The following is an 11,931-nucleotide window of genomic DNA, read 5'->3' on the forward strand; positions in this document are numbered from 1 at the left end:
TTCCCTTTCATCTTGTTCATAGCACATACGATATTTTCCATCTATCTGCCTCTCGCCTCTTCGAGCAGCTCTCTCGCGCCATCTTCGTCCACGAGTATCTCTCTCGCGCGCGCGCCGTCCGCCGGGCCGACTATCCCGAGCTGCTCCATCATGTCTATGAGCCTCGACGCGCGCGAAAATCCTACGCGCAGCCTCCTCTGAAGACCGCTCGCCGAAGCTATGCCGGTTGAGAGAACCGTCTCAATCGCCTCTTCAAGCAAGTCGTCGTCGAAGGTGCCGCCTAAAGCGCCGCCGCTGCCGCCAGCGCCCTGCGCCTCTATCTCGATGAACTCCGGCTCGCCGAAGGTGTTCGTGATGTAGCTAAGCCATCCCGCGAGGATTTTTTCGTCGATCCACGGCGACTGTATGCGTATAGGCTTCGGATGCTTCGTAGAAAGGAAGAGCATGTCCCCCTTGCCGAGCAGCTTCTCCGCCCCGGCGCAGTCGATTATCGTGCGTGAGTCGGCGTTGCTCGGGAGCGTGAAGGCGACTCGGGCGGGAATGTTCGCCTTGATAAGCCCCGTTATTATGTTGACAGACGGACGCTGAGTCGCAAGCATGAGGTGTATGCCGGTGGCGCGCGCCATCTGCGCGAGGCGGCATATATACTCCTCGACCTCTTTAGCCGCGGTCATCATGAGGTCGGCGAGCTCGTCCACTACTATGACGATGTGCGGCAGCCTGTCTTTCGGCAGTACCTTCTCATTGTAGCCCTCGAGATTGCGCACGCGCAGCTTCGCGAAGGTCGTATAACGGTTCTCCATCTCGCGTATCAGCCAAGCGAGCGCCTGTACCGCCTTTTTGGGGTCGGTGACGGGCGGTGTGAGCAGGTGAGGCAGCTTGTCGTATACCGCCATCTCTACACGCTTCGGGTCTACGAGTATCATGCGAAGCTCCTCCGGCGTGCGTTTCGAGCAGAGGCCGACGATGCAGGAGTTCACGAAGACGCTCTTCCCGGAGCCGGTCGTTCCCGCCACTAGCAGGTGCGGCAGCTCCTCGAGGCCGACGATTACGGAATCTCCGTTGACCGCGACGCCGAAAGGCAGAGGAAGCGCAAGCTTGGTGTTCTGAAAGCCGTCGTCCTCTATGACGGTGCGCAGCGGTATGCCGCGCCGCTTCGGGTTCGGTATCTCTATCCCGACGTAGGGTTTGCCCGGAATAGGCGCTTCTATCCTGAGGCTCGGCACCGCCATGGCGAGCGCTATATCGTTCGCCAGCGCGGCCACCTTGCTGACTTTTATGCCGGGCGCGAGCTGTATGCGGAACTGTATGACGGTCGGGCCTACGAGTATCTCGGCGAGGTTGGACTCGATACCGAACTGTTCGAGCGCGCGCACTATTTTTTCGCCGAGCGGCCGCGCCTTTTCCTCGTCCATCTCGCCGTCGCGCGATTCGCTCGGCCCGAATATCTCTATGGGCGGCGGAAATATTCCTTGTTTTACGTGCCGCGCGCCGCCGTCCTCGAAGCTGAAGTTCGGATCCTGTATCGCAGGACGAAGCGCCTGGTCTCCGGCGTTCTTAAGCGATTCGGGATCGTTGTAGTCGATTCCATCTTCGTCATCTGAATCCACGCCGGCGGCGTACCGCGGCGCGCCGGAGCGCTCGGCCCGCACGCGCGGCTGCGCAGCCCGCATATCCGCCTCTGGCTCTTCCTCATCGTAGTCGAAATAGTCCTTGTCGCCGTCGAAATCGGATATGTTCGGCGCGTCCCTTTCGTCTTCATCGTCGTCGTCATACTCGTCCATATAGCCGCCGCCATCGTCAGCCTCCGCTTCCGAATCACCGCTTTTCCCGCGGCGGAGGAAGGAGAAGCCAGGCATCGTAAACTTAGGCAGTTTTACAAACGACAACAGATGTATATTGAATGACAGAAGCGTCAGATATATCGTCAGCAGCCCGGCCAGAACGGTCCCCAGTATCCCTGTCGATCTGTATATGGCGGCGCTGATCCCGAACCCGAAGCCGCCCGCCGACAGGAACGGGAACGCCGCCGTCCTCTCGCCTCCGGTCAGCCTGTTCAGTCCGAGAGTCATAGAAAGGAAGATAAATATGCAGAAAACGCCGCACAGATGACGCCACCAGCCTTCCATTGACAAGCCTGCTATAAGCCGGACGGCGGTATAGAGCAGAAAAAGCAGCGGGATTATCACCGCGCCGCCGACGGCTGAAAGAAGCCAGCCCGCGATAGCCTCGCCGGCATCTCCCGTCCACGGGGTATAGAGCGAAGCGATCACATACAGCGTGACCAGCGCGGCTACGATGTTGAAAATTCTAAGAGCTGTACGAAGCTCGCCTAATATTGCTCTTATGTCGAACCCTTTCATCTTCGCCTTATCTTTCTGCGGGATTTTCTTTCTGCGTCTCGGCGGCGAAGGTTCCTGCTCCCTCATGCTTCGCTGCCTCCGACAGTGAGCCCCTCGATCAGCATCGACGGCTGCCCGTCGGTGACTGGCACGCTCTGTCCGGACTTGCCGCACATTCCTGGGTCCATTACGAGATTGTCGCCTAGCGCGGAAATGTTTCTGAGAGCCTCAGGGCCGTTGCCGGTCAGTATAGCGCCGCGCACGGGCGAGCCGAGACGGCCGTTTTCGATGAGATAGGCTTCGCTGACGTAGAACACGAAATCACCGGACGTCGGGTCGACCTCGCCCCCGCCCATCTTTTTCACGAACAGGCCCTTTTCCGTGCGTTCGAGCATCGTGTCTATATCGTCGCGGCCAGGCATGAGATAGGTGTTGCTCATGCGCGGAACCGGTACGCAGCGATAGGATTCGCGCCTTCCGTTGCCTGTGAGAGGGAGGCCGTAAAGCTGCGACGAGAGCACGTCCGTGAGGTAGCGTTTAAGCACGCCGTTTTCAATGAGCACGGTACGCTGCGCCGGCGTTCCCTCGTCGTCGAAACGGTAATCTCCGTAGAGCCCATCGGTGAGGGGCCCGTCCACCATCGTGACGCTCTCGTGAGCGACCTTTTCGCCTATCATACCGCGGTATGTCGAATAGTCCTTTTCAACGATGTCGGCCTCCAGTCCGTGTCCGCACGCTTCGTGAACTATCGTGCCGCCAGCCTCTCCGGCCATCAGCACGCGCATCTTTCCCGCCGGACATGGCTTTGCATCGAGCATCAGCAGCGCGCGGCGGAGCGCGGCCTGCGCGAGCTCTAGCGGCGTCGCGCCGTTCCAGAACGATTCCTGCGGCAGAGTCATACAGCGGCGCTCCGAGCCCGTCTGCACGAGCCCGCCGCGTTCCGCTATCACCTGAACGGCGAACGACGTATAGCAGCGCTCGTCTTCCGCGAGCGTTCCGTCGGGCTTTATGACGAGTACTCTGCGCCGCGACACCGTATAGCGGTACGACGACTGTCTTATGTATGGAGATTCCTTCTTTATCGCCTCGTCTATCTCGCGGAAGAACGACGCGTCCGGCTGTGCGACCGGAGGTTTCGTGTTTTCGATAAGGACGCCCTCTGGCGCGGCTCCACCGGAAAGGCTCAGCCCAGACATTTCAGCGCAGCGCTCGAAGGCCGGCGCTACCGACGCGGCGCTTGCGCCCGGCGCGTGGGAGTAAAAAGTCCTGCCTCCGACGATTATACGGCTGCCTGAGCCGTCCGCGGTCGATGAAGACGTCTCGTCTATCTTGCCGTCTTCGAAATGTACGGAATGGCCTTCGCCGCTCTGTACGTATATATCGGCGTACTGTGCGCCGCTTTTGACGGCCTTCTGCAGTTTGTCCAGAAAAAAGTCAACGCTGCTGTTCATTCTTTTATTTCTCCAGTCCCTTCGTCGCAGTCTTCATTCTCTATTGGAATGCCTTCGTCCCGCAGCGCGTTCATAAGGCTCAATATATACTTTTCCTGTTCGACGGGGGTGAAAACGGTTATCCTGCCCGCCTTCGCGTCGTCCGTCTGGAGGAAGCCTATGCCTTCGGCCGCGTCTATTATCCAGCTTATATAATATATGTCCTTGTGCGGAACTGTAAATCTCAGCGCTTTTATCTCGGGCTTCACTTCACATGCTCCTCTGTTTCGCCAGGTGCTCGCCGTATGTCTCGCTGAAGACGTGCCGCCCCTTGCCGTCGGCGAAGAAGAAAAGATAATCGCTCTCCTGCGGCGCAAGCGCGCTCTTCCATGAGTTTTCCGACGGAACGCATATCGGCCCCGGCGGCAGCCCGTCGTTCCTGTACGTGTTGTATGGCGAGTCTATCTCCAGATCCCTGTAGGTGAGCGCCGTCTTCTTGACGCCGCGCTCAGCCCACGAATATATTACCGTCGCGCAGGACTGCAGGCGCATCTTCTTTTCTATACGCTTCAGGAAAATCCCTGCGAGTATGGGGCGCTCATCCGGCGACGATGCTTCGCCCTCGACGAGCGAAGCGAGCACTCCGCGCGTCTGTACTTCCTTCGCATCCGCGTCCTCCGGGATGTCCTTCCCTACCCTTTCGTACCACAGCCGCGATGCCGATGCGATGAAGCTCTTTTCAGCGCCGGGACCCGGAGCGACGAAGTACGTCTCCGGCAGCAGGAATACCATCCGTGCGCGCGGCTCGTCAGGCAGCCATTTTCTGACCGGCTCGTAGAAATTTTCCGCGTCGGCCATCGCAGCGCAGAAATCAGACGCGCTCACGCCGTCGCCGGTGAAGAGCGCAGCGAGGCGTTCAAAGCGCGAGCCGGGTATGAGCGCCGCGCTGTTTACCACAGGCTTCGCCTTCTCGAGCTGGCGCGCCGTTCCGCCCGGCGTAGAACGGCGCAGAGTATAAAGGCCCGGTTTTATCCTTCTGTCGAGCCCGGTACGCGCCATCTCGCGCACAAGCGCGCCCGCGTCGTCCACGACTCCCGCGTTTTCCAGAATCTTCGCCGCCGCTGAGGCCGACGCGCCCGCTGGTATGACGGCCTCGATCCGGCGAAAAAACTTATCCGGCATATCGGGATATTTGTACGGGATATAAAAACAAAGAAAACAGTACGCCGAAGCGGCGATTATGCAAGCTAATGTGTCGGTGATCCTGTCGTTCAAAGCCAGCCCTCCTGAGCGCTCTTCACAGCGTTATTTATTATATATGAAAACTGACTGATTGTGAGCAAAATTTTAAGAAGCCGTCAAAGCGTTTGTTGGCCCCGCCTCTCGCGCCCGTATTGACATTGACGGTGCTTTGGCGTATAAAAGTAAACCAGTTGATCCTTTGAGTACGGGGAGGGGCCGCCGGTGTCATACAGCGCATATTCGTCGTCATGCTGTCCGCAGCGTCTCTCTTCGTGGGGAGGCACAAGCCCCGCGCGCCCGTCTCAGAGCGAATAGCAGATACGCGCCGCCTGCGGCGTCGAATGCGGAAGCAACGTTTTGAGACTGGAAGAGTTTCTTTCGGTCTCTTTTTTATTTTATAGGGAGGTCTTTATTTTGAGGAAATATTTGCTGACTCCTGGACCGGTCGAGGTGCCGCCGCCGGTTCTTGCGGCCGGTGCCGCTCAGATGGAAAGCCATAGGTGCGCCGCGTTCTCATCTCTTTTCATGGGAATTTCGGAAAAGCTCGGGAGACTTTTCGAAAGCTCCTCCCCCGTCGTTATACTCCCGTCCTCGGGCACGGGTGCGCTTGAGTGCGCGGCGGTCAACTTCCTCGGCGCCGGCGACAAGTTCGTCTCTCTCTCGTGTGGCGCCTTCGGCAAAAGGTTTCGTGAAATAGCGCAGCGCACGGGAGCTGAGGGCGTATTCGCCGATTATCCCGAAGGCTGCGCGCCTGCTCCCGGCGACGCGGCAGAGCTGCTTCGCGCGCACCCTGACGCGAAAGCTCTGCTTATCACGCACAACGAAACCTCGACTGGGGTGACTGTGCCGGTCAAGGATATTATCGCAGCCCTGCCAAAGGAGCGCCGCACGCTCGTACTCGTCGACGGAGTAAGCTCGGTCGGCGCGATGGAATGCTTCCCGGAGCAATGGGGGATCGACGTGCTATGCACGGCCTCGCAAAAAGGGCTGATGACGCCGCCGGGGCTCGGATTCGTCTGGCTGTCGGAGCGCGCGCTCGCTGAGCTCGACTCACGCCGGTGTCCGAGCTACTACTTCGACCTCAAGCTTCATCTTAAATATATGAAAAAAGATTCCTACGAAAACCCGTACACGCCGCCGGTGTCGCTCTACTACGCGCTCGACGCGGCACTCGGCGTGATACTTCGGGACGGGGCGCGCTCGTGGTTTGCAAAGCGCCGCCGCTGGGCCGGCGGTTTTGCGTCGGGGCTTGAGGGCATGGGCTACGAGCTTTTGGTAAAAGACCCCGCTCTGCGTTCCGCAGGCGTTACGGCTTTCAGCGCGCCGGGCGGCAAAAGCGAAGCCGTGCGCGCCGTTCTTTCACGGATGGGACTCACGACGGCGGGAGGACAGGGAGGCCTCAAGGGGAAGCTCATACGCTCCGCGCACTACAGCGACTGGGGAGAAACCGAACTTAAGGAAATACTCGGCGCTTTCGGCGAAGCGCTGAAAGAAACGGCGGAATAAAGCGGCAAAACCGCCGTAAAAGTTGACGACAGATTGGACGGCTGAACGAAATGGGTAATAAATGGAAGGTCCTTGTAACGGAAAAGGTCGGAGAGGCGGGGCTGGATATATTCAGAAACGCGCCCGAGGTCGAGCTCGAGGTGGCGCTCGGCCTCACCGACGAAGAGATAATAGAAAAACTCGCCGACGCGGACGCTATACTGACGCGCAGCGGCACGACGATGGACGAGAAAAAAATAGAAGCTGGACACAAGCTCAAGGTCATAGGCCGCGCCGGAGTCGGCGTCGACAATATCGACCTCCCTGCCGCCAGCCGGCGCGGGATAATAGTCATCAACGCACCGAGCGGCAACACGCTCGCCGCAACGGAGCTGACGATGGCCAACATGCTCGCCGTCGTGCGCAGGGTGCCGCAGGCGTGCGCATCTCTCCATGAAGGCAAATGGGACAGAAACAAATTCACGGGCCGCCAGCTCAGCGGCAAAAAACTGCTCATTATCGGCCTCGGGAGGATAGGCAGCGAGGTGGCTAAGCGCGCGCGGGCCTTCGGCATGGAGGTAATAGCCTACGACCCGTACATCCCGCATACGAAGGCCGACTCGCTCCACGTCGAACTGATGGGCGACCTCGAGGGGGCCGTATCGCTCGCCGACATGGTGACGATACACACGCCTCTCACCGAGGAGACAGCTGACATGATAGACGAGAATATGCTGCGCGTGTTCAAGCACGGGGCCTATCTCGTGAACTGCGCGCGCGGCGGCATCGTGGACGAAGCCGCGGTAGCGCAGGCGGTACGCGACGGGCGTCTCGAGGGCTTCGCGACGGACGTTTACAGCGCGGAGCCGCTGAAGCCGGGCCACCCGTTCCTCGCAGAAGACATAGCCGGAAAGATCGTGATAACGCCGCACATAGGCGCGAACACAGTCGAGGCGCAGTCGGAAGTGTCGCGCATCGCGGCGGTGAACATGCTCAGCGTGCTGCGCGGCGAGCCCTACAACCACGCTGTCAATCTGCCCTTCCTCGAGCAGGCGCTCAATAACGACCAGCGCATGTACCTCAGCCTCTCGCGTAAGATCGGCCTGCTCGCGGCGAAGCTCGCCCAGGTGCGTGGCTCCGCCCCCCACAAGTGCCACGTCACGCTGCGCGGCCCGCTCTTCGACGACGAAGAGAAGCGCCTCGCCAACAAGCTGCGCCCCTACACCATCGCCGTGCTCAAGGGGATGCTCGAGGTAAGCATAGGCACGCCGGTCAGCTACATGTTGGCGCCGCTGCTCGCCAAAGACCGCGACGTATCCATCGACGAAAGCTACGGAGAGCCGCGCACTTACAAGAACACGATAGAAGTCGAGCTCGAGACCGCAAAGGGAACCGTTTCACTTCTCGCGACGATAACAGAAGAAGGCCGCCAGAGAATCGTCCGCGTCAACGACTACTGGGTAGACTTCGTACCGACCGGCAAGCTGCTGATATTCCAGAACCACGACCGCCCCGGCGTCATCGGCAAAATAGGCAGCATATTAGGAGAAGCCGGAGTCAATATCGCGAATTTCGCGCTCGGGCGCAAAGAAGGCAGCGGACTCGCGCTCGGCGCGCTCGAAATCGACGGCGAGACGGACGACAGCCTCAACGGAGAGCTCATCAGAAGCGGCGACATGGTGTGGGTCGCCACCGTAGACTTCACTAAGGCGGGGTAAAACATGAGATTTTTCGTAATACGACACGGCGAAACTGCGTGGAACGTCGAAGGACGTTTCCAGGGCCAGCGCGACACCGAGCTGAACGAAAAGGGGCTCGTGCAGGCCGCGAAGCTCGGTGGGCGCCTTGCCGGACACAGGTTCGATGCGGTGCTCACGAGCCCGCTCGCACGCGCGAGGAAAACGGCTGAAATAGCGTCGTCGAAGTGCGAAACGGGTGAATTTAACGAGATTCCGGCCTTCACGGAGATAAACCACGGCGACTGGGAGGGCATGCTTTCGACTGAAGTCGCTGAAAAATGGCCGAAGATTCTCCGCCGCTGGCACACTGCGCCCGAGACGGTAAAAATGCCGGGCGAAGGCGGCGAGAGCCTCGAGGACATAGCGCGCCGCGCCGTTCCGGCGATCGAGGCCGCCGCAAAAAAATACAAGGGCGACGTGCTCCTCGCCTCGCACGACGCCGTCATAAAGGTATTGCTCTGCCATTGGCTCGGCGCCCCGCTTTCCAGCTTCTTCAGATTCCAGATCCCGAACTGCAGCATCACGATAGTCGAGATGAAAGACGGATGCGCTCCGCGTATGAGCCTGATGGGATACGCGGAGCACCTCGGCGGGAGCTTCGAAAGCCCTGAGCAAAAAGGGCTGTAGTATAATAAACGGGAAAAATTACAGCAATAAGCGAGTGATGGAGAAATGCTTGGAGCTCTCGTAGGCGATATAATCGGTTCGGTATTCGAACGGGCGCCGCACAAAAGCAAAAAATTCGACCTTATCTCCGCCGGCAGCCGTTTCACAGACGACACAGTCCTTACCGTTGCTGCGGCAGACGCGATACTGCACGGCTACGGCTACATGGAGGTGTTCAAATATTGGGGACGCTGCTACCCGCACGCTGGGTACGGCGAACGATTCTTCAGATGGTGCCTTTCCGACGAAAGGGAGCGAGGCGAGAGCTTCGGCAACGGCTCCGCGATGCGAGTCTCCCCAGTCGGTTGGGCCTATGACACTCTGGACGAGGTGCTCGCCGAAGCGAAAAAGAGCGCAGAGCCCAGCCACAACCACCCCGAAGGCATAAAAGGCGCTTCGGCGGTCGCCGCAGCCGTCTTCCTCGCGCGCACGGGAAAATCCAAGGACGAGATAAAGGATTATATAGAAAAGGAATTCGGCTACGATTTAAGCCGCACGATAGGCAAGATAAGGAAAAGTTATAAATTCGACGCGACCTGTCAGGGCAGCGTTCCCGAGGCCCTCGTCGCATTTTTAGAATCCGACTCATTCGAGGACGCGGTACGCAACGCCGTCTCCCTCGGCGGCGACTCTGACACGCAGGCATGCATAGCCGGAGCCGTGGCGGAAGCTTTTTACGGCCCGATAGACGATAAATGGGCCGCGCTGCTCAGCATACTGCTTCCGCAGGAGGCGTTAAAAGTCGTTGACGAATTCAATAAGAAATATCTCGGTTCGCGATACAATTTCTTCTCGTGCGCCGTCGAGGGGAGCTGCGGCACGCCGTACGAAAGAGAGCTCCCCCGCTCCGTCCTGAGAATCGCGCCGTCCGAATGCCGCTGGTGGGTGCGCGCGCCGGAGACCGACGACGAGGTGTGGGCGTTCGTACATGAAGGGAGCCGGAAGTCCGGCGCGGCGATATATTTCTGCACAGGCTCGTCGGTGGTCTTCGATTCGCTTTCCTTCGGTTCCGTCCTCGACGCCTTCATAGCGCTCAACCGCAACGGCTTCGACCTATACTTCGAGAATTATTCAGAGGGCGGCGACGGAGTATACGGCTACGGACTGACTCCCCCGCGCCGCAGCTTCGCGATAGACGAGCATCCGCTTTTCTCTTACGGCGGACGCTGGAACTGACGCGCCGGCATTGAATATGTAAAAAAAGGGAGCGGCGAAATCATGACCGCTCCCTTTTTTATAGTGAAAATTCTTAAATGAACGCCGGTTCGAAGAACAGGTCGTTCTCCGCGAATCTCGAAAGGCGGAAACGATGCAGATCGACGAACGGTTTTTCGCCGAGCAGCAGCTCCTTGCACACACGTCCGCCGGATGGGCCGAACTGAAGACCGTGTCCGCTCCAGCCGCAGTTGACGAGAAGCCCTTCAACGGGAGTCCAGTCTATTATAGCGTTATGATCCGGCGTGTTGTCGTATGGGCCGGACCACTGGCGCACGACGCGGACGCCGTTGAGAGCCGGAATGCGCTTCATTACGCTCTTCGTGACGCCCTCGAGGAACTTGGCGCTGTTCCCCGCCTCCGTCGTATGCGGCTCGTCCTGGTCGTCCCGCCCGAACATAAACGTGCCGTTCGGACACTGCTTGAAATACGCCCCGTCGTCGAGGCACAGCACCATCGGACAGTCGAAAACATCGACCGGCTCGGTGATCAGTATATTATGACGCTCCGGGTAGACAGGAAGCTCCACTCCGACGGTCGCCGCAAGCGGAGTAGACCACGGCCCCGCCGTGAGCAGCACCTTCGGCGCGTGCCACTCTTCCCCGCTCTCGGTGACTACTCCCTTTATCTTGCCGTTTTCTGCGAGCAGCTTCGCCACAGGCGTGTAAGTCCTTATCTCCGCGCCGAGCCTGCGCGCCGCGTGCCCGTAGGCCATAGTCAGAGTCTGCGGGTTTATATGCCCGTCCTCGCCGCAGAAGGCGGCTCCAAGTATCCCGTCAAGCTTCAGATAAGGCCATCTTTCATGTATCTCTGCTGGGGTCAGCATAACTGAAGGTATGTCGAGACTCTGCTGGAGGCTGACGTTCTTTCTAAGCTGATCCATACACGATTCGGAATACGCCACCCACATATATCCCCACTGCGTGAATTCAAGCTTCATTCCGGTGTCGAGTTCCTCCTCGAGAGTCGGGAATACGGATAGGTTGTACTTCGCCATACGAAGGTTGACCTCGGTTCCAAAATGCTGGCGCAGTCCGGCGGCTGAGCGCCCTGAGCCGCCCGAAGAAAGATATTCCTTCTCGAAAAGCACGGTCCTGACTCCGGCCTTCGCAAGCTCGTAGGCGGAGGACGCTCCGTGCACTCCTCCTCCGACTATAATGACATCGGCAGTTTTTACAGTCATGTTTTCTCCGCCTCCTATTCGCCTTCGCCGGCAAGCAGCTTTACTTTTATCGGTTTCACGGGCGGCCTGATGACGCCGGGACGGACGTCCGCTATCGGCTTCCCCGTCGCTTTGGCGAGCTCGCGCAGGATGATGTCGCGGCAGCCACGTCCCTGGCACGGCCCCATTCCTACGCGCAGTATCCTCTTAAGTTCGTCGAACTCGGTATAGCCCGCCGCGATCCATCTGCGTATTTCGTCTATCTCTATCTCTTCGCAGCGGCATATCACGTTTGCCTTCGCCATTTCAGCACACCACCTTTATCGCGCGTATGTCGTCGTATTTGTCTTTCGGTATCGCGACGCTCACGACGTACGTCTTGTCCTTGGACGGTTCGGTTACCGCTACGACTTCTCCGTCCGCTATCTCCGCTCCGTCTCTGCCGAGGCATTTGACGGTCTGTCCCTTTTCTGGGAGCGGGAGCATTTCGTACGGGAGTTTTATCACGGCTTTGTCTTCCGAGTATGTCAGGTCTATCACGAAGCAGGCGAGCCCAGGGCATCTCGATACGCATATGCCGCAGCCGGTGCATTTCGCGTAGTCTATTTTCGGCGTGTCGTTTATGTCTTCAAACGGAAGTACGGCTCCCG

General features: G+C 59.0%; 11 protein-coding genes. 4 read left to right on the top strand and 7 right to left on the bottom strand.

Going from position 1 to position 11,931, the window contains the following annotated elements; all coding sequences use genetic code 11:
* Positions 1 to 41: 41 nt before the first annotated feature.
* The 4 genes from B5F39_RS11820 to mltG are packed head-to-tail and all read right to left on the bottom strand — an operon-like array spanning position 42 to position 5,047.
* Positions 42 to 2,429 carry a DNA translocase FtsK gene (locus B5F39_RS11820; protein WP_087367855.1) on the bottom strand — a complete coding sequence of 796 codons (2,388 nt, stop codon included), beginning with the start codon at positions 2,427 to 2,429 and terminating at the stop codon, positions 42 to 44.
* Positions 2,426 to 3,793 carry a TldD/PmbA family protein gene (locus B5F39_RS11825; RefSeq protein ID WP_087367859.1) on the bottom strand — a complete coding sequence of 456 codons (1,368 nt, stop codon included), beginning with the start codon at positions 3,791 to 3,793 and terminating at the stop codon, positions 2,426 to 2,428. Before B5F39_RS11825 ends, B5F39_RS11820 begins: the two co-directional genes overlap by 4 nt.
* Positions 3,790 to 4,041 carry a DUF4911 domain-containing protein gene (locus B5F39_RS11830; RefSeq protein ID WP_087367862.1) on the bottom strand — a complete coding sequence of 84 codons (252 nt, stop codon included), beginning with the start codon at positions 4,039 to 4,041 and terminating at the stop codon, positions 3,790 to 3,792. The genes B5F39_RS11825 and B5F39_RS11830 overlap by 4 nt, the downstream gene beginning before the upstream one ends.
* A 1-nt stretch (position 4,042) precedes the next feature.
* A complete protein-coding gene (gene mltG / locus B5F39_RS11835) occupies positions 4,043 to 5,047 on the bottom strand; it encodes an endolytic transglycosylase MltG (protein WP_143330740.1) in 1,005 nt (334 codons plus the stop codon).
* Between the two features lie 381 nt (positions 5,048 to 5,428).
* Here mltG and B5F39_RS11840 point away from each other — a divergent pair, with 381 nt between their 5' ends.
* From B5F39_RS11840 to B5F39_RS11855, 4 genes are read left to right on the top strand one after another with little or no spacing between them, the layout of a single operon-like run.
* Positions 5,429 to 6,520 (top strand): aminotransferase class V-fold PLP-dependent enzyme, encoded by a 1,092-nt coding sequence (locus B5F39_RS11840; RefSeq protein ID WP_158096042.1) that lies wholly within the window; start codon positions 5,429 to 5,431, stop codon positions 6,518 to 6,520.
* A 50-nt stretch (positions 6,521 to 6,570) separates the two neighbouring features.
* Positions 6,571 to 8,217 carry a phosphoglycerate dehydrogenase gene (serA, locus tag B5F39_RS11845; protein ID WP_087367869.1) on the top strand — a complete coding sequence of 549 codons (1,647 nt, stop codon included), beginning with the start codon at positions 6,571 to 6,573 and terminating at the stop codon, positions 8,215 to 8,217.
* Between the two features lie 3 nt (positions 8,218 to 8,220).
* Positions 8,221 to 8,865 carry a histidine phosphatase family protein gene (locus tag B5F39_RS11850; protein WP_087367872.1) on the top strand — a complete coding sequence of 215 codons (645 nt, stop codon included), beginning with the start codon at positions 8,221 to 8,223 and terminating at the stop codon, positions 8,863 to 8,865.
* Between the two features lie 45 nt (positions 8,866 to 8,910).
* Positions 8,911 to 10,080 carry an ADP-ribosylglycohydrolase family protein gene (locus B5F39_RS11855; RefSeq protein WP_087367876.1) on the top strand — a complete coding sequence of 390 codons (1,170 nt, stop codon included), beginning with the start codon at positions 8,911 to 8,913 and terminating at the stop codon, positions 10,078 to 10,080.
* A 73-nt stretch (positions 10,081 to 10,153) separates the two neighbouring features.
* Here B5F39_RS11855 and B5F39_RS11860 read toward each other — a convergent pair whose 3' ends face one another.
* The 3 genes from B5F39_RS11860 to B5F39_RS11870 all read right to left on the bottom strand — a co-directional run.
* Positions 10,154 to 11,302, bottom strand: a complete 1,149-nt coding sequence (locus tag B5F39_RS11860; RefSeq protein ID WP_087367879.1) for an FAD-binding oxidoreductase — start codon at positions 11,300 to 11,302, stop codon at positions 10,154 to 10,156.
* Between the two features lie 14 nt (positions 11,303 to 11,316).
* Positions 11,317 to 11,586 carry a (2Fe-2S)-binding protein gene (locus B5F39_RS11865; RefSeq protein WP_087367882.1) on the bottom strand — a complete coding sequence of 90 codons (270 nt, stop codon included), beginning with the start codon at positions 11,584 to 11,586 and terminating at the stop codon, positions 11,317 to 11,319.
* A gap of 1 nt (position 11,587) precedes the next feature.
* Positions 11,588 to 11,931, bottom strand: a 344-nt coding sequence (locus B5F39_RS11870; protein WP_204245116.1) for a 4Fe-4S binding protein, incomplete at its 5' end; no start/stop codon positions are given.

This window comes from Cloacibacillus sp. An23, assembly GCF_002159945.1.
Lineage (GTDB): Bacteria > Synergistota > Synergistia > Synergistales > Synergistaceae > Caccocola.

Bases quoted from the DNA above. Each gene is read 5' to 3' on its own strand.
- B5F39_RS11860 (WP_087367879.1), bottom strand. From the start codon at position 11,302: ATGACTGTAAAAACTGCCGATGTCATTATAGTCGGAGGAGGAGTGCAC.
- serA (WP_087367869.1), top strand. From the start codon at position 6,571: ATGGGTAATAAATGGAAGGTCCTTGTAACGGAAAAGGTCGGAGAGGCG.
- B5F39_RS11820 (WP_087367855.1), bottom strand. From the start codon at position 2,429: ATGAGGGAGCAGGAACCTTCGCCGCCGAGACGCAGAAAGAAAATCCCG.
- B5F39_RS11865 (WP_087367882.1), bottom strand. From the start codon at position 11,586: ATGGCGAAGGCAAACGTGATATGCCGCTGCGAAGAGATAGAGATAGAC.
- B5F39_RS11855 (WP_087367876.1), top strand. From the start codon at position 8,911: ATGCTTGGAGCTCTCGTAGGCGATATAATCGGTTCGGTATTCGAACGG.
- B5F39_RS11850 (WP_087367872.1), top strand. From the start codon at position 8,221: ATGAGATTTTTCGTAATACGACACGGCGAAACTGCGTGGAACGTCGAA.
- B5F39_RS11825 (WP_087367859.1), bottom strand. From the start codon at position 3,793: ATGAACAGCAGCGTTGACTTTTTTCTGGACAAACTGCAGAAGGCCGTC.